The organism is uncultured Roseobacter sp. (assembly GCF_947495275.1).
Taxonomy (GTDB): Bacteria; Pseudomonadota; Alphaproteobacteria; order Rhodobacterales; family Rhodobacteraceae; genus Roseobacter.
Map to the genome: position 1 here is coordinate 14,843 of NZ_CANLYL010000007.1, position 17,174 is coordinate 32,016.

General features: G+C 60.0%; 18 protein-coding genes and 1 pseudogene. 1 reads left to right on the forward strand and 18 read right to left on the reverse strand.

Annotated elements, in window-relative coordinates; all coding sequences use genetic code 11:
• Nucleotides 1-12: 12 nt before the first annotated feature.
• The 14 genes and pseudogenes from Q0802_RS13640 to ltnD form a co-directional block, all read right to left on the reverse strand.
• Nucleotides 13-783, reverse strand: a complete 771-nt coding sequence (locus Q0802_RS13640) for an amino acid ABC transporter ATP-binding protein (protein WP_298919207.1) — start codon at nucleotides 781-783, stop codon at nucleotides 13-15.
• 13 nt (nucleotides 784-796) lie between these two features.
• Nucleotides 797-2,095, reverse strand: a complete 1,299-nt coding sequence (locus Q0802_RS13645) for an ABC transporter permease subunit (RefSeq protein WP_298919209.1) — start codon at nucleotides 2,093-2,095, stop codon at nucleotides 797-799.
• Nucleotides 2,096-2,098: 3 nt separating this feature from the next.
• Entirely contained in the window at nucleotides 2,099-3,313 is a 1,215-nt protein-coding gene (locus Q0802_RS13650; RefSeq protein ID WP_298919211.1) for an ABC transporter permease subunit, read from the reverse strand.
• A 129-nt stretch (nucleotides 3,314-3,442) separates the two neighbouring features.
• On the reverse strand, nucleotides 3,443-4,459 hold the full coding sequence (locus Q0802_RS13655) for an amino acid ABC transporter substrate-binding protein (RefSeq protein ID WP_298919213.1): 1,017 nt from the start codon (nucleotides 4,457-4,459) through the stop codon (nucleotides 3,443-3,445).
• A 190-nt stretch (nucleotides 4,460-4,649) separates the two neighbouring features.
• Nucleotides 4,650-5,366, reverse strand: coding sequence for an ATP12 family protein (locus Q0802_RS13660; protein ID WP_298919215.1), 717 nt, complete (start codon nucleotides 5,364-5,366; stop codon nucleotides 4,650-4,652).
• Nucleotides 5,363-6,037, reverse strand: a complete 675-nt coding sequence (locus Q0802_RS13665) for an HAD-IA family hydrolase (RefSeq protein WP_298919216.1) — start codon at nucleotides 6,035-6,037, stop codon at nucleotides 5,363-5,365. The genes Q0802_RS13660 and Q0802_RS13665 overlap by 4 nt, the downstream gene beginning before the upstream one ends.
• Nucleotides 6,034-7,074: an RluA family pseudouridine synthase gene (locus tag Q0802_RS13670; RefSeq protein ID WP_298919217.1), complete on the reverse strand. Its 1,041-nt coding sequence runs from the start codon at nucleotides 7,072-7,074 to the stop codon at nucleotides 6,034-6,036. The genes Q0802_RS13665 and Q0802_RS13670 overlap by 4 nt, the downstream gene beginning before the upstream one ends.
• Complete coding sequence (crcB, locus tag Q0802_RS13675; protein WP_298919219.1) at nucleotides 7,071-7,451, reverse strand: fluoride efflux transporter CrcB; 381 nt, start codon at nucleotides 7,449-7,451, stop codon at nucleotides 7,071-7,073. Before crcB ends, Q0802_RS13670 begins: the two co-directional genes overlap by 4 nt.
• A 58-nt stretch (nucleotides 7,452-7,509) precedes the next feature.
• A complete protein-coding gene (locus Q0802_RS13680) occupies nucleotides 7,510-8,304 on the reverse strand; it encodes a pentapeptide repeat-containing protein (protein ID WP_298919221.1) in 795 nt (264 codons plus the stop codon).
• Between the two features lie 137 nt (nucleotides 8,305-8,441).
• Nucleotides 8,442-9,767 (reverse strand): replication-associated recombination protein A, encoded by a 1,326-nt coding sequence (locus Q0802_RS13685; RefSeq protein ID WP_298919223.1) that lies wholly within the window; start codon nucleotides 9,765-9,767, stop codon nucleotides 8,442-8,444.
• 90 nt (nucleotides 9,768-9,857) lie between these two features.
• Nucleotides 9,858-10,622 carry a TIM barrel protein gene (locus Q0802_RS13690; protein ID WP_298919225.1) on the reverse strand — a complete coding sequence of 255 codons (765 nt, stop codon included), beginning with the start codon at nucleotides 10,620-10,622 and terminating at the stop codon, nucleotides 9,858-9,860.
• Nucleotides 10,619-11,266, reverse strand: a complete 648-nt coding sequence (locus Q0802_RS13695; protein WP_298919227.1) for an aldolase — start codon at nucleotides 11,264-11,266, stop codon at nucleotides 10,619-10,621. The genes Q0802_RS13690 and Q0802_RS13695 overlap by 4 nt, the downstream gene beginning before the upstream one ends.
• Nucleotides 11,263-12,513: a 3-oxo-tetronate kinase gene (gene otnK, locus Q0802_RS13700; RefSeq protein WP_298919229.1), complete on the reverse strand. Its 1,251-nt coding sequence runs from the start codon at nucleotides 12,511-12,513 to the stop codon at nucleotides 11,263-11,265. Before otnK ends, Q0802_RS13695 begins: the two co-directional genes overlap by 4 nt.
• Nucleotides 12,513-13,439: pseudogene (gene ltnD / locus Q0802_RS13705) on the reverse strand (L-threonate dehydrogenase); the annotation flags it as partial. The gene otnK and the pseudogene ltnD, both read right to left, overlap by 1 nt.
• Before the next feature lie 109 nt (nucleotides 13,440-13,548).
• Between ltnD and Q0802_RS13710 the strand changes: the two are divergent.
• A complete protein-coding gene (locus Q0802_RS13710) occupies nucleotides 13,549-14,562 on the forward strand; it encodes a LacI family DNA-binding transcriptional regulator (protein ID WP_298919232.1) in 1,014 nt (337 codons plus the stop codon).
• 69 nt (nucleotides 14,563-14,631) lie between these two features.
• Here Q0802_RS13710 and rplQ read toward each other — a convergent pair whose 3' ends face one another.
• The 4 genes from rplQ to rpsM form a co-directional block, all read right to left on the reverse strand.
• Nucleotides 14,632-15,051 (reverse strand): 50S ribosomal protein L17, encoded by a 420-nt coding sequence (gene rplQ / locus Q0802_RS13715; protein ID WP_298919234.1) that lies wholly within the window; start codon nucleotides 15,049-15,051, stop codon nucleotides 14,632-14,634.
• Nucleotides 15,052-15,182: 131 nt separating this feature from the next.
• Nucleotides 15,183-16,199 (reverse strand): DNA-directed RNA polymerase subunit alpha, encoded by a 1,017-nt coding sequence (locus Q0802_RS13720; protein ID WP_298919236.1) that lies wholly within the window; start codon nucleotides 16,197-16,199, stop codon nucleotides 15,183-15,185.
• Between the two features lie 113 nt (nucleotides 16,200-16,312).
• Nucleotides 16,313-16,702 carry a 30S ribosomal protein S11 gene (gene rpsK / locus Q0802_RS13725; RefSeq protein WP_159974560.1) on the reverse strand — a complete coding sequence of 130 codons (390 nt, stop codon included), beginning with the start codon at nucleotides 16,700-16,702 and terminating at the stop codon, nucleotides 16,313-16,315.
• A gap of 15 nt (nucleotides 16,703-16,717) precedes the next feature.
• Complete coding sequence (gene rpsM, locus Q0802_RS13730; RefSeq protein WP_298919239.1) at nucleotides 16,718-17,086, reverse strand: 30S ribosomal protein S13; 369 nt, start codon at nucleotides 17,084-17,086, stop codon at nucleotides 16,718-16,720.
• Between the last annotated feature and the right edge of the window lie 88 nt (nucleotides 17,087-17,174).

Sequence of the window (17,174 nt, forward strand, 5' to 3'; positions counted from 1 at the left end):
GCCTGACGGATGTCAGTGCCCGAGGATCTGGCTGAGGAACAGCTGCGTCCGTGGCGATTGCGGGTTGTTGAAGAACTCTTCCGGTTCGTTTTGTTCCACGATTTGCCCCGCATCCATAAAGATCACGCGGTTCGCCACCTGACGGGCAAATCCCATCTCGTGGGTCACGCAGAGCATGGTCATGCCCTCTTCGGCCAGTTCGATCATGGTGTCGAGCACCTCCTTGATCATCTCCGGGTCCAGCGCCGACGTCGGTTCATCAAACAGCATGATACGCGGACGCATGCACAAGGACCGCGCAATCGCCACCCGTTGCTGCTGACCGCCTGAAAGCTGACCGGGGAACTTGTTGGCCTGATCGGGGATTTTCACTTTCTCCAGGAAATGCATCGCCGTTTCTTCGGCTTCTTTCTTGGGTGTCTTGCGCACCCAGATCGGCGCCAGCGTGCAGTTTTCCAGGATCGTCAGATGCGGGAAGAGGTTGAAATGCTGAAAGCACATGCCAACCTCTGACCGGATCTTGTCGATGTTTTTGAGATCGGACGACAGCAAGGTGCCATCCACCTCAATCGAGCCCTGCTGGTGCTCTTCCAGTGCGTTAATGCAGCGAATGAGCGTGGATTTACCGGACCCCGACGGCCCGCAGATCACGATCCGCTCGCCACGATTGACCGTCAGGTCAATGTCGCGCAGCACGTGGAAGGTGCCATACCACTTGTTCATCTTGTTGATGGTGATCGCGATCTCGTCAGAGACCTGCATTTGTGTTGCGTGTTCAGCCATTGTTCAGGCCTCCTTATCGGTGGTCGGTCGCGAGGCGACGTTCCAGCCATTGTGAGTATTGCGAAATGCCGTAGCAGACGACGAAGAAGAGGAGGGCCGCAAAGCCAAAGAGCTCCCAGTAGACGCCGTTCCATTCGGTAGACGCGAGGATCGGTCCGCGGATCATCCCAATCATATCGAACATCGAAATGACCGACACCAGCGTGGTATCCTTGAAAAGACCCACGGCCACGTTCACGATCCCCGGGATGGAGATTTTGAGCGCTTGCGGCAAGATGATCAGACGCATCGCCTGCGCATAATCCAGACCCAGACTGTCCGCAGCTTCATATTGTCCCTTCGGCAGGGCGGCGAGGCCACCCCGGATCACCTCGGCGATATAGGCTGCCGAGAACATGGTGATCATGATCACCACGCGCAGGAACAGGTCCACACCGGACCCGGGCGGGAAGAAATAGGCCAGCATGACGTTCGCCACGAACAGCAGGGTAATCAGCGGCACGCCTCGGATGAATTCGATGAAGATCACGCAAATCCACTTGATCAGCGGCATGCTCGACTGACGCCCCAGCGCCAGCGCAATACCAATCGGTACCGACAACGACACGCAAGTCACACCCAGCATCATGTTGAGCATGAAGCCCCCCATGTAGCGGCTGGGAACGGCTGAGAGGGCTGCGTTCTCTGATGCATTATCCGGGATCAGCAGGCCGCCGATATACCAGATAGCGAAGGCTGCCGCGATCCCGCCAAAGAAGCCAGCAGCAAAGCTGCCCGCAACCAGGCGTTGGTAAACCATGAAGCCCCCCGCAACGCCGACCAATGCAAGGATCGGCACAAAAATCGTCCCCCCCCAGAGCAGATAGTAGGCAATGAACGGGTAGAGCGCTGTGAAGGCCAGCAGCTTGCGCGGAAGGTCGAAAAACAGGACCGGTGCAGCTGCGATGAACAGCAGGATGAAGGCCAGACCCGGGCGCCAGTACTGGTCGTCGGGGTACTGGAAGCCGAAAAGCAACTGATTCCAGCGCTCTGTCAGCACCGCGAAACAGGCCGCCGAGGCCCCGTCGAGGATGTCGCGACAGGCCGAAAGGCTGGGCGCGTTCCAGATGCCGCCCAATATCCAGGGCAGCGCCGAGGACAGGATGGCGTAGATGAAATAAAGTGCCACCAGCGTCAGCAGTCCGTTGAGCGGTGTCGCAAAGAGGTTGTCCTTGATCCACTTGGCCGGTCCGGCGGCATTGCTGGGTGGTGGTGCTGTTGGCACTTCCTCCGTGCGGACGAAGGCAACGGAATTCGCATGTATATCTGACATGTCCTAGCGCTCCTTCAGGGCAACGGATTTGTTGTAGACGTTCATCACCGCCGAGATCAGCAGCGAGATCGTTAGGTAGAACAACATCATCAGCACCACGCATTCGATGGCGCGGCCCGTCTGGTTCAGGGTGATCCCGCCCAGCGTCGCGGTGACGTCGGCGTATCCCACCAGAATGGCCAGAGAGGAGTTCTTGGTGATGTTAAGATATTGCGAGATCAGCGGTGGGATGATGACGCGCAGGGCCTGCGGCAGAACCACAAGGCTCATCACGCGGCCCGACCGCAGCCCCAGAGCGGAGGCCGCCTCGGTCTGGCCACGCGACACTGCCTGAATGCCTGCACGCACGTTTTCCGCGATGAATGCACCGGTGTAGATGGACAAGGCGAACCAGATCGCAATCAGGGGTGCACCGATCTTGATACCACCCTGAAAGTTGAAACCCTTCAACGCCGGAACATCGAGGCCGATGGGCATTCCCATGAGAAAGAACATCAGGAGGGTCGGCACGAAGAAGATCGCCAGACTGGGCCATCCCATTGGCAGCAGGCGGCCCGTATCATAGAGCAGCTTCGTAGCATAACGCCGATAGCCGATCACCCCGATGACAGAGGCAATGAACGTGGCGACAACCACCATGGACCCCGGTCCCCAGACTGGGGCGGGGATATAGACACCACGATTGGTGAAAGCGAAGAGATCCAGCAGCATGGTTGACGTTGGGTTGTCGCCGCGGAACTCACGTGGGCCGGGCAAAACAACGGTCATGATGCCGTAAATGATCAGGATCCAGATCAGCACGGGGATATTGCGGAAAATCTCGACGTAGAAGGCCATGATCTTCGAGACCAGCCAGTTCTTGGACAGGCGCAGAACACCCGCCAGAACGCCAAAGATAGTCGCCATGAGGCAGGCCAGAAAGGCCACAAGCAGCGTATTGAGAATGCCAACGATGGCGGCGCGGGCATTTGTCGACTGGCTGGTATATTCGATCAGGCGCTGGTTGATGTCATAACCGGCAGGTGCGCCAAGAAACGAAAAATCGATCCTCAACCCCTGCGCCTGAAGATTGGCCGCGAGATTGCTATAAAGATAGCCAACCGAAAGCGACAGAAGGATGAAAGCCAACACCTGAAACGTCGTCGAGCGATACCGCGTATCGTTGATCAACATAGACAGGTTGAAGGACTCCCTGGGCGGGTCCGTCAGTGTCGTCATTGAATTTTCCCCGTGGTTCCGACCTTGATTTTAACGGACACTTTGCGCGCCTCGGTGGTCGGGTTATGGTTTTATGGGTCGTGATATGCGAAGGGCGCAGGATTTCCTGCGCCCTTGGCCGTTTGGTTCTTAGCGGAACGGAGGCGAGTAGATCAGGCCACCGTTTGTCCACTGCGCGTTGAGGCCGCGCGCCAGACCGATCGGTGTTTCTTCACCGATGTTCTTGGCGAAGACTTCACCGTAGTTGCCGCCTGCGGCAATCGCGCGCTTGGCCCAGTCGGCATCCAGACCGAGCATTTCGCCCAATGTGCCTTCGGTTCCAAGCAGACGCGCCACTTCAGGGTTCTCTGTGCTCGCCGCCATCTCGTTGATGTTGGTCGATGTCACACCCAGCTCTTCAGCTGTGACCAGCGCATTCAGCGTCCAGCGCACAACATCACCCCATTCGTCGTCGCCATGACGCACAAGCGGGCCCAGAGGCTCCTTGGAGATGATTTCCGGCAGCAGAACGTGATCGCCCGGGTTCTCGAAGGTCGCACGTGTCGATGCCAGACCGGATGCGTCCGTTGTGTAAGTGTCGCAAGCGCCGGCAAGGTATTGTTGCTGACCTTCCGCGTTTGTCTCGATTGGCACCGGCTCGTAGCTGATGTTGTTGGCGCGGAAGAAGTCAGCAAGGTTCAACTCGGTTGTTGTACCTGTCTGAATGCAGACGGTTGCGCCATCAAGATCCTTCGCTGAGGACACGCCCAGCGCTTTGGGGACCATGAAGCCCTGACCATCATAGTAGTTCACACCAGTGAAGGTGAACTTGAGGTCAACGTCGCGGCTGAAGGTCCACGTGGTGTTACGTGCCAGCATGTCGATTTCGCCGGAGGCCAGAGCGGTGAAGCGCGTCTTGCCGGTTGTCGGCACGAATTCAACGGCATTCGGGTCATTCAGAACAGCAGCGGCGACAGCGCGGCATACAGCAACGTCAAAGCCCTTCCACTCGCCGTTTGCGTCGGGAGCCGCAAAGCCCACCAGACCTGTGGTGACGCCACAGTTCAGTTTGCCGCGTGCTTTGACGTCGTCCAACGTACCAGCAGCCGCTGCACCGGCCGAAAGACCAGCAATGGTCAGCGCGCCAAGGATTACAGATTTTTTCATTTTTACCTCTTCCTGATTTTCCGCCATTTTTGACGGGTCGACCGGCAACTTGAGCGCCGGAGGCGATGTTGGAAGTTATTGCCTTCCAAGTGGGCGACATACTGCTCGGATTCAGGCGAAAACGTCAAGGGCGGGGGCCTGAAAATCACGCCCGCCCATACGTAACTTATCGTGTGAGTTGCCGTTATCGCTAACTTTCCGGCTGACAGAGGTCAAAAACCACTTTGGCGTGTTCAAATGCGTCCTGTTTTATCGCAGCCGCCGCCTCGGCGTCCTCATCCGCGCCCCATTGTTCCGCCTGCCAGAGTTCATCGAGACGTGAAATGTCCCAAATCGCTTTGGATGTTTTCACATCTTGCGCGGCCGCGAAGGCGAGAATCAGCGACCCAGAGAGACTGACAAGGTCGTGAAACGCGGCAAGCTCAAAATCAGTCAGCGCATGCACCTGTGCTCTGAGGCGCGCGAGGGCCGCGCTGTCCTGGGGCTGATGCATGACGCCTGATCGTGGCTCAAGCGTCACACCTAACACTGTGCTTGCCCAGGCCAGCATGGGATCCCATTGCTCGGCCTGACGGGCCACAAGCTCTGCCGGTTGATCGGCGCGGTAGCACAACAGATCGCTGTCCCCATAATCCGCCAGCATATCGGCCACTTCCGCGTGCTGGAGCGCCACCTTGTCCAACGCCGCATTGGCGGTGCGGGTGAAGGGCATGGTTGTCGGATCAACGTATTCTTGCTGCGCGTCCCACTCCGCAGCAATGGCCGCAGCCAACCTGCGGGTCGGCACCACCAGCGCCTTCTTTGCCGGCGTCTTGACCGGCTTTGTGTCCAGGGTGATCGCATATCCGCCCTCGCCCTCCACAGCCTCCGCTGATGTCCAGAACCGTTTTGCTTTCCACTCGCTCATGGAAAGGCCCTCCAATGATCGTCGAGCGCCGCCTCCAGGTCGTCAAAATCTGTGACAACTTTTCTGGCCGCGCGCAGGGCGGATATCGGATGATACCCCCAGCTGACGCCAAAGCCGTGCACGCCAGCGGCAGCCGCCATTTCCATGTCGAAACTTGTATCGCCAATCATCACCGTTCCGGCGGGCTCGGTGCCTGCATCCGTCATCGCTTGCAGGATCATCGAAGGATGCGGCTTTGAAGGATGAAAATCCGCCACTTGCTGTGTCACAAACAGCCCTTCCAGATCATGGGCTTCGATCAGCTTGTCGAGGCCGCGTTTCGATTTACCCGTCGCTACCCCCAATAGCGTGTCCGGCTGGGCATGCAGCCGGGCCAGCGTCTCTCTGGCCCCAGGGTAAAGCGGCGAAGACTGGGCAGCGCCGGTTTGTGCCCGCAACGCAATATAGGCGTCCTTATAGGCCGCCACCATGCGCAGATGATCCGCATCCGGTGCCAGCCGCGCCATCGCGACATCCAGCGAAAGGCCGACAATGCCAAGGATCGCGTTGCGTTCGGGAACCGGTAGGCCCACCGCCTCGAAGGCCAGCGTCATCGCGGCGATGATATCGCCCTGACTGTCCACAAGTGTGCCATCCACATCGAAGATCACCAGCCGCAGCTCTGCGCTCATTCCAACGCCTCGAACGGGTCATCGGCGGCGAGATCTTCCGTCCAGCCAAAGGTCTCCCAGCTTTGCGCCATGTGATCCGGCATCGGTGCCGTCACGGTGATGATCTGGCGGGTTTCTGGATGCTCAAACCGCATCATCCGCGCGTGCAGATGCAGTTTTTTGGAAATGATCCCCCCGAGCTGAGCGCCCCACCCGTCGCCGAGGTTTTCCTGGCCGGAGCCGCCGTATTTGCCGTCCCCGATGATCGGGTGACCAATCTCTGCCATATGCGCGCGCAACTGGTGGGTCCGGCCCGTGACCGGTTCCATCGCCACCCACGCCGCCCGCGAAGCAACGCGGTAAAGCGTGGCGTAAAGCGTATGCGCACGTTTTGCGCCGGGCGTGTCCTCAACGTCGCGTGGATGGACGGCGATCATTTTTTCACCTTCACCGCCTTTGCCGTGACCCGGGGCTTTGACAAGCCCGTAGCGCACCTCTCCCAGATAGGGGCTCGGCACGCCGGCAACCAGCGCCCAATAGATCTTGCGGGTGTCGCGATGTCGCATGGCTGCGGTCAGGGATTTTGCGGCAAGCCGCGTGCGCGCCAGCAGCAGAACGCCGGAAGTATCCTTGTCCAGCCGGTGCACCAAGCGCGGTTTTTCATCAAAGCCGAATTTCAGCGCTTCCGACAGCCCGTCCACATGGCGGGTTTGCTTTGACCCGCCCTGCGTCGGCAGCCCGGCCGGTTTGTTGAGGGCAATGACATGCTCATCCCGGTAGATGACGCAGGACTGGATCAGTTTGGCGTCCGCGTCCGACACACGGCGCTTTTCAGGAAGGGGTGCTGCCTGATCCGGCAGCGGCGGGATACGCACCTGCTGGCCCGCCTCTATCCGCGTGGCGGCCTTGACGCGGCCCCCATCAACCCTGATCTCGCCCTTGCGGCACATCTTTTCGATGCGCCCCTGACTGATTTGCGGAAACTGCTGGCGAAACCAGCGATCAAGGCGCTGATCGCCATCGTCGGTAGCCACGGTGAGTGTCTGCACCCTGCTCATAGCAACACCATCCGCATCAGCCAGAGCCCCGCTATTAGTCCCATGATCGACAAGCCCACGGAGAGCGCCATATAAACCCCTGCCAGCCCAAGGTTGCCACGTTCGATCAAGGTGACGGATTCAAGCGAAAAAGCCGAGAAGGTCGTGAACCCACCCAAAATCCCGGTCATCACAAAAGGCGCAAGATGTGTCAGGCCCCGATGCGCGGCCAGTACGACAAATGCGCCCATCAGAAACGACCCCACGATGTTCGCAGCCATGATTGCCAGCGGCAGCTCTGTGGGGCCGGTCAGGCGCAGCACAGAGACCCCCCAGAGAAAGCGCAGGGACGCCCCGATTGAACCACCAAGGGCCACCATGATCAGAGTTTTCATCATGGGCGGTCTGTCACGCACGCCCGCTCGATTGTCAAGTTTTGTACGGCCCGGGAAAGATCTATTTCCAAATTGCCCGCTTAAAGTTGCGTGCATCGGCAAATTGGCCATCGGTCGCGCCCTGCAAAGCCAGCAATCGGGTCGAGGTAATATCTGCCTTGTCAAAGACAGCGCCCGCCACCGACGCGCCGGTCAGATCGGCGCCGCCAAGGGTCGCCATCGACAAATCGGCATCTGTCAGGTTGGCGTCGCGCAGCTTGGCGAATTCCAGGTCAGCCCGGGACATCAAGGCCCCCGTCAGATCAGCACCATCCAGCAGCGCCTTGCGCAGAACACCCCGCATCAGACCCATGGACTGGTTGCGCATATCCGCAGAGAAATCCGCACCACGCAGATTTGCACCGGTCAGATCAGCACGGGTGAAATCTGCGGCGGCACGCGAATTCTCCAGATCTGCGCCGGTGAAATCCGCATTGTGGAATTGCGTTTGAAACAGGGAGGCACCGCGCAGGCTGGCACCTGAGAAATCAGACTTCAAAGCCCAGGCCTGATCGAGAACGGCGTCGTCAAACCTCGCCCCGGAAAAATCAGTGCCGTTGAACGCAGCGGCACGCAAAATCGCACCGGAAAAATCCAGACCAGAAAGATCGAGCCCGTTGAGCCGCATACGGGTGAAATCCGCCGGGTTTGTCTCAGTGGATTTCGCCAAGCGGTCTGCGACTTCTTCGCGGGTCAATTCCGCTTCGACCATCCGCGGCAGGGTCAGATCGACACCGTCCATTGCAGATTGTGTCAATCCGGCGGAGCCCTGAAAGCACAGAAACAGGGCGAGTATCGCAAAGATGGCTCTGGTCATCATGGGCCCTTTCGGCGCGCGGAGCAGACAGCTGGCAGCATGCCCCGCCCCTCCCTCTGGACAAAGCGCCGACCGGGGAAGATCACGAAATCGTTATATGGCACCGCTTGCCCACGCGACGTGACAAAGCCCAGCGCCTAGTTTTCCTCACGCCGCGCCCGCAGCTTGGCAAAATACTCCACGCGCTTTTTCATTTCACGCTCATAGCCGCGCTCCGGGGGCGCATAAAACGCCGGGCGCTCCATGCCATCGGGAAAGTAGTGTTGCCCGGAAAAACCGTCTTCGGCGTCATGATCATAGGCATAACCATCGCCGTATCCCTCATCCTTCATCAGCGTCGTTGGCGCATTCAGGATGTGCTTGGGTGGTGGTTCTGATCCGGTTTCTTTGGCCAGACGCATCGCCTGCTTGAATGCCACGTAAGCGGCATTGGATTTCGGTGCCAGCGCCAGGTAGATCACCGCCTGCCCAAGGGCCAATTCGCCCTCCGGAGAGCCAAGGCGCTCGTAGGTGGCCCAGGCATCCAGACACAGACGCGTGGCCTGAGGGTCCGCCAGACCGATGTCTTCGGTTGCCATCCGGGTGATCCGGCGCGCCAGAAAACGCGGGTCTTCTCCCGCCGTCAGCATCCGCGCCAGCCAGTACATCGCGGCATCCGGGTCCGACCCGCGCACGGATTTGTGCAGCGCCGATATGAGATTGTAGTGCCCATCGCCGGATTTATCGTATTGCGCGGCCCGTCGTTGCAGTCGGGCGGCCAGTTCCTTCGGGTCCATCGGCGCGTCAGGTGCCATGGACGCTAGCTGTTCGATGAGATTCAGCAGCGCACGCCCATCGCCATCGGCCATTTCCAGCAGGGCCGTACGCGCCGTGGTAGTCAGCGGCAATTTCTTGTCCAGCATTTGCTCCGCGCGCGCGGCCAACTCCTCAAGCGCCTGCGGATCAAGCCTTCGCAGCACAAGGACCTGCGACCGCGACAGCAGGGCGGAATTCAGCTCAAACGAAGGGTTTTCCGTGGTCGCCCCGACCAGCACGATGGTGCCGTCTTCCATATGCGGCAAGAAACCATCCTGCTGCGCCTTGTTGAAACGGTGGATTTCATCGACGAACAGCAGCGTGCCCTGCCCTATCCGTTGTCTTGTCTTTGCGGCCTCAAAGACTTTACGCAACTCGGATACACCCGAAAAAATAGCGCTTATCTGCACAAACGCTCGGTCTGACGCGTCCGCCAGTAACCGCGCTATTGTGGTCTTGCCCACACCCGGCGGCCCCCAGAAGATCAACGAGGAAAGCGCATTTGCCGCCAGCATCGCGCCAAGGGGCGCATCCTCACCCAGAAGGTGATCCTGACCGATCACCTCGCTCAATCGTGCAGGCCGCAAACGGTCCGCCAGAGGACGGTCACGGGGTTCAGGTGCTTGTTCGCGCGCGGTGTCCGGCAGGTCGCCAAAGAGATCGGTCATAACCGGCTTTTACCCCACGCCGGGGTGATTTGAAATCGTCATGATGACCTCTCGGGCACGCTGGCGCATGGGTCAGGTCTCGGCCCGTTCTTAACGCGCCGCCGCCATCCAACCAAGTGTCTGCGCTGTGGGACCGCCGGGTTTGTATTCAGCGCCCAGCGGTGCGCCATACCCCAGATCAGACAGCACCCGGAAGATATGCGCATAGTTGACCTCGCCATGATCGGGCGCACCCCGATCCGGAACCGATGCAATCTGGATATGTCCGATCACGGGCATCAGATCGGCCAGCCGGTGGCTGAGATCGCCCTCCATCAGTTGCACATGATAGCAATCGAACATCAGCGCCAGATTGGGCGCGTCCACCTCCGCAATGATCGCCTGGGCCTGATCGGTCGAGGTCAGAAAATACCCGGGCGCGTCGTAGCGGTTCAGGGGTTCGATCAGGATTGTGACCCCGTTTTCGCGCGCGCCATCACAAGCGTAGCGCAGATTGGCGATGAAAGTGTCATGCGCCTCAGATCCGGTTGCATAACCCGCCATGACATGAATACGGCGCGCGTCAATCGCACCGGCATAGGCCAGCGCCTCGTCTATTGCGGCACGGGCTTGTGCAACCCGGTCCGGCAACGCGGCCAACCCGTTTTCCCCCGCCTCAAGGTCGCCACGTCTGGTGTTGAGCCCCAGCATCGTCAGCCCGGTCTCCTCCAGCGCTGCCTTTACCAGACGTGCAGGCACATCATAGGGCCAATGGCATTCCACCGCGTCAAACCCCGCGACCTTGGCCGCATGAATGGCATCAGGCAAGGGCAGTTCCGCCCAGAGAAAACCAAGATTCGCCGAGAATTGGGTCATGCGTCCCACTCCACATCGAAATGGGTCACCAGATCGCCGATCTGCGCGGGTGTGAGCTGGCGGCTCTCAATCCCCCGCATCATCATCGCCAGCCGCGCGGTGTCTTCCAGCTCTTCGATAGCATTGCAGGCCGCCTCCACGTCTTTGCCAGCCACGACCGGGCCATGATTGGCCAGCATCACAGCACTCCGCTTGCCCGCAAGCCCGCGCACCGCCTGCCCCATGGCCGGATCGCCCGGTCTGAAGAAGGGCAACAGCGCCACTTTTCCCAGTTTCATGATCGCATAGGGCGTGAGCGGCGGTAGAAAATCATCCGCATCCGCATCAGGCATCAACGACAGGGCCACCGCGTGGCAGGAATGCAAATGCACCACAGCGCCCGCCGTGCTACGCGTGTCATAGAAAGCCGCGTGCAGCGGCATTTCCTTGGTGGGTGGGTCGCCTTCGATGAGCCGTCCTGACGCATCGAACCGCGACAGACGCGCCGGATCAAGTCGCCCGAAACTGGTGCCTGTGGGCGAGACCAGCAGCCCGCCATCCTCCGTACGCGCCGATATGTTGCCGGTAGACCCGCCCGTCAGTCCCCGGTTAAACATTGACTTGGCCAAAAGGCAGATCAACTCGCGCAGCGCCGCTTCTGTCATGTGCCTGCCCCCAGCACGGCCGCCGCCTTTGCAAAATAATCCTCGGCCCCGAAGTTTCCCGATTTGAGGGCAACAACCAAGCCGTTACCTGCCCGCAGTGCTGGCACGCCGGGGTCAATCTCCGGTCCGATTTCCAACGTCGTCAGGCGCAGCCCCTCGACCACCGCACCAGAGGTTTCGCCCCCTGCGGTCAGGATTTTCGGAACGCCGGCAGCCACCAGCAGGCGCGCCACGTCTGCGAAAAAGGCCTCCAGCGCCTGTGCGGCGTTCTCGCGCCCGAACTGCCGTTGCACTTCTGCGATGCTTTCGGGGTCAGCGGAACTGTAGACCAAAGGGATGCCCTCCGATGTCAGCGCCCAGTTGGTCACGGTTTCCGGCGACAGTTGCTGCGTGATCACCTCTGCGGCGCTGATCTCAAACGACGGGTGCGATGTGCGATGTGCGGCAACCTGGGCCCGTGTCGCCCTCGAGCAGGACCCGGACAAGGCCACGCATTTTCCAGCCTCGCCCCGCCAGGTCGTGGCGCGCGGAACCATCATGCCGCGCCGGGCAAAATTCTGCGGCAGCCCCAATGCCACACCTGATCCGCCGGTGATCAGCGGCAAACCGTCAGCCGCCGCGCCAATTTCCATCAGGTCCGCATCGCGCAGAGCATCCACAACGATGAGGCGTTTGCCCGCCATATGTTCCGCCTGCAAGGCATCTTTGATCGATGCCGCCCCGGCCAGAACGGCCCCCGCCCCCACATGGCCCACCGCATGGCGGGTTTGCGGGGCCAGCCAACGGCGGATGTCGGGGTCTGTCATCGGGGTCAGCGGGTGGTTCTGCATGCCGCTTTCATTCAGCAATCTGTCAGCCACAAACAGGTGGCCTTGATAGATTGACCGACCGGTGCCCGGAAATGCGGGGCAGACGATCACCTTTTCGGCCCCCAGCGCTTCGATCAACGCATCCGCAACCGGACCGATGTTCCCTTCGGGTGTGGAATCGAAGGTCGAGCAATATTTAAAAAATATCTGCACACAGCCCTGCGCGCGCAGCCATTCCAAAGCAGCCAGAGAGTGACGGACCGCCTCGGCAGGGTCGATCGAGCGTGATTTCAGGGCGACGACCCCGGCGTCGACATCCTCCGCGGCAGGGGATTCAGGAACGCCGGTGTATTGTACCACGCGCATCCCCTGTTTCGACAGCGTATTGGCCAGATCAGACGAGCCCGTGAAATCATCTCCGATACACCCCAACAGCATCAGGCGTCTCCGGGAAGGGTTAGGCCCGCATTGCGGGCGTAGACCTTGGCTACTGCGGCATCATCTTCGCGACCCAGCCCCGAGCCCGATGCCGCCAGAAACTGCTGCAAGGCCGCTGCCGTCAGGGGAGCACCAAATTTGGCCGACTTCGCGATATCCAGCACGATCCCCAGATCTTTGGGCCAGATGTCGACCGATGAATGCGGCGTGTAATCACCGGCCACGATGTGCGGAGCCCGGTTTTCCAGCATCCAGGACGTGCCCGCACATTTGCTGATGACCTCAACGAATTTATCCGGCGTCACCCCTTGGGTCATCCCGAAGGTCAGCGCCTCCGCCATCGCGGCAATATGAACCCCGGCGAGCAATTGATTGACGGCCTTCATCGCCGAGCCAGCACCGGGTTGGTCACCGAGTTCAAAAACCGTGGCTGCGGTGGCCTCCAGAACCGGGCGCGCCGCATCGAAAGCCGCCGCACTTCCCGATGCCATGACGCTCAACGCACCTTGCGCCGCTTTTGCCGCACCGCCCGAAATGGGCGCATCAAGATAATGCAGGCCCGCTGCCGCGCAGCGTCCGGCCATATCGCGGGCAAACTCAGGTGCCACCGTGGCGCAGGCCATCACGACAGCACCCGGTTTGAGGTGTCCCGCGACCCCTTCTGCGCCAAAGAGGACCTCTTCGGTCTGCACGGCATTCAACACCACGATCACAACCGCATCCAACGCTCCGGCAACGGCGTGCAACTCACCCGCCGCGCCGCCCTCCGCCTGTAGTCTTGCCTGCGTGTCTGGCGCAATATCATAGCCATAGGTGGTGTGACCTGCGCGCAGCAGCGACTGCGCGATACCATATCCCATGGACCCCAGACCGATCACCGCGGTTTTTCTGGTCATCACCTTGTCCTTTGCTCTGTTTGGCGTCCAGCCAGTCTCTTTCGAGGATCAGAATAGAATATGTTTACGTAAACATATCGGTTATATATGTATGTTTACGTAAACATAAGTCAAGCGATTCGTATCAGGAGCGACACGGGTGAGTGACGGCAAACCAGCACGCCCAACAATGGAAGATGTGGCCCGGCACGCCGGTGTCAGTCAGATGACCGTATCCCGCGTGATGAGCAGCAAGGGTTACATCTCTGAGAAAGTGCGCGACAAGGTCCTCGCCGCCGCCCGCGACATCGGATATGTGCAGAACCGGCTGGCGCGCGGGTTGCGTTCCGAGCAGACCCCGCTAATCGCCGTGGTCCTCCCGACCCTGGGCAATACCGTCTTCACCGATGTGCTCAGCGGCATCACCGACGCTTTGACCCAAAACGGGTATCGCCCGGTCTTCGGGCTGACCGAGTATTCTGAAACTCGCGAAGAAACCCTGGTCCGCGATCTGCTGTCCTGGCGGCCCTCGGGCATCGTTCTGACCGGGCTTGAACATTCTGAGACGACACGACAGGCAATCCGGGCGTCCGGCGTGCGGGTCGCCGAAATCATGGATGTGGACGGCCCCGCAATGGAATGCGCCTTTGGCCTGTCGCAAAAGGCCGCCGGCCAGCACACCGCGCGGCATTTGCTGGGCAAGGGCCATCGCCGGTTCGCCTATGCCGGCAGCCAGAACGGTCAGGACCTGCGGGCCGTCAAGCGACTTGAAGGGTTTCGGCAAACCCTGCGCGACGCAGGGGCCGTGATGATCTCCGAAGACGTCAGCACCGCCCCGTCCTCAATGGTCGAGGGGCGGCGTCTCACCGCCGACATCCTGTCGCGCGCCGACCAGCCTGACGCGATTTATTACGCGAGTGACGATCTTGCGGCGGGCGGCCTCATGCATTGTCTCAGTAACGGCATCGACGTTCCCGGAACGCTCGCTCTTGCCGGGTTCAACGGCCTTCCGTTTCTGAACGCTCTGCCGCTGCAACTCACAACGGTAGAGACACCCCGTTATGAGATCGGGCTGCAGGCCGGGCGGTTTCTGGTCTCTGATCAGGCGCAGGAGGCCCTACCCGATGGATGCGTCGATCTGGGCTTTACGCTGATACCCGGGCAGACCTGCTGACCGAAGGCACAAAAAAACCCTCATCCCGTGAGGGACGAGGGTCAAACGCAAGCGCTCTATGCGCAAGCTTTATTCTTCTGCGGCTTCTTCCGCTGCAAGGCGCGCCTTGTCCGACGCCCCTTTGGCATCGCGGTCCCGGTCCACGAATTCGATGATCGCCATGGGTGCCATGTCGCCATAGCGGAATCCGGCTTTCAGAACCCGCACATAACCACCCTGACGGTCCTTATAGCGGGGGCCCAGCACGTCAAACAGTTTGGCAACATACTGGTCCTGCTTCAGCTTGGCGGCGGCCTGACGGCGCGCGTGCAAATCGCCGCGTTTCGCCAGTGTGATCATTTTTTCGATGATCGGGCGCAGTTCCTTGGCTTTTGGCAAGGTTGTCTTGATCTGCTCATGTTCGATGAGCGAGCCGGCCATGTTTGCCCAGAGCGCCTTGCGGTGCTCATGTGTGCGGTTCAGGCGGCGGTATCCACGTGCGTGACGCATTTTCTATCTCCTAACATGCCCTCTACGGGCGGTTTTGCTTTGTCTGGCCGGGTGATGCGTGTCACCCGACTCTCCTTGGGGCCATCTGGCCCTGATTGTCCCCGCCAGACGCGGGCATGATTGAAGACCCCTTAGAAGGAGTCCTCGAATTTCTTGGCCAGATCTTCGATGTTGTCTGGCGGCCAGTCTTCGACATCCATGCCGAGGTGCAGGCCCATGCCCGAAAGCACTTCCTTGATCTCGTTCAGGGATTTCCGACCAAAGTTCGGCGTGCGCAGCATTTCCGCTTCGGTCTTCTGGATCAGATCACCGATGTAGACGATGTTGTCGTTCTTCAGGCAGTTCGCGGAACGCACCGAAAGCTCCAACTCGTCCACTTTCTTCAGAAGCAGCGGGTTGAATTCCAGGCCGTCGTCCTCATCCGCGCGAGATGCGGATTCAGGCTCTTCGAAGTTGACGAAGATGCCCAGTTGATCCTGCAGGATACGCGCAGCAAAGGCCACCGCGTCATCCGGCGTGATCGAGCCGTCGGTTTCCACCTTCATGGTCAGCTTGTCATAGTCAAGCACCTGACCTTCACGGGTCGGTTGCACGTCATAAGACACTTTTTTGACCGGCGAGTAGATCGCATCAATCGGGATCAGACCGATGGGGGCGTCTTCGGGCTTGTTTTTCTCTGCCGAGACGTAGCCTTTGCCCTGATTGACGGTCAGCTCCATGTAGAGGTCCGCGCCATCGTCGAGGTGGCAGATCACATGCTCGCGGTTCAGCACTTCGATGCCCGCGGATTCGGAAATATCGCCCGCTGTCACGACGCCCGGACCCTTGGCGGAGATCGACAGACGCTTCGGCCCTTCGACTTCCATGCGCAGGGACACACCCTTGAGGTTCAGGATGATGTCGGTCACGTCTTCACGCACACCGGCAACGGAGGAAAACTCGTGCAGCACGTTGTCGATCTGCACGGATGTGATCGCCGCCCCTTGCAGCGAGCTCATCAGCACGCGGCGCAGCGCGTTGCCCATGGTCAGACCAAAGCCGCGCTCCAGCGGTTCTGCCATGACGACGGCCTGACGTGCCGGATCGTTACCCGGTTTAACGTCCAGTTGTTGCGGCTTGATCAGTTCAGCCCAATTCTTGTGGATCATGCGTCCCTCCATTCCTGTCTAAGCCCCATGTCCGAAAGGCCAAGACTCTCGAGGTTTCAAAAAAGCGGATGGGGGCCGCGAGAATTCCCGCAGCCCCGATAGTCAAAGTCAGCTTAGACGCGGCGGCGCTTCGGCGGACGGCAGCCGTTGTGCGCCATCGGCGTCACATCACGGATCGACGTGATGTTGAAGCCCGCAGCGGCCAACGCGCGCAGGGCGCTTTCACGACCGGAACCCGGACCCTGCACTTCAACTTCCAGCGTTTTCACGCCGTGTTCTTGTGCTTTGCGTCCCGCATCCTCGGCAGCCATCTGGGCCGCGTAAGGTGTGGATTTCCGCGAGCCCTTGAACCCCATGGTGCCCGCAGACGACCAGCTGATCGCATTGCCCTGCACATCGGAGATCAGGATCTTGGTGTTGTTGAAGGAGCTGTTCACATGCGCCACACCTGCGGCGATGTTCTTGCTGGCCTTTTTCTTAACGCGTACTCTGTCACGTGCCATTGGTCAGACCCTCCCTTATTTCTTCTTGCCGGCAATGGCCTTTGCGGGGCCTTTGCGGGTACGAGCGTTGGTATGGGTGCGCTGACCGCGGACCGGCAGGTTACGACGGTGGCGCAGGCCACGGTAGCAACCAAGGTCCATCAGGCGCTTGATGTTCATCTGCGTGTCGCGCCGCAGGTCACCTTCGACGGTGTAGTTGGCGTCGATGTGCTCGCGCACCGAAAGAACTTCGGCGTCGGAAAGCTCATTGACCCGGCGGGATGCGTCGATACCAACCGCTTCGCAAATGGCTTTTGCGGAGGCGTTGCCGATACCGGTGATATATGTGAGGGCGATGGGAACCCGCTTTGCAGTCGGGATGTTTACGCCGGCAATACGTGCCACGTGTCATATTCCTTTTCGTTGCGGGTCCGTAGTTCCAGACCCTTTTTTCACAACGTAAGCCCGAGGCGTATTACGGCATCGGGCGTCA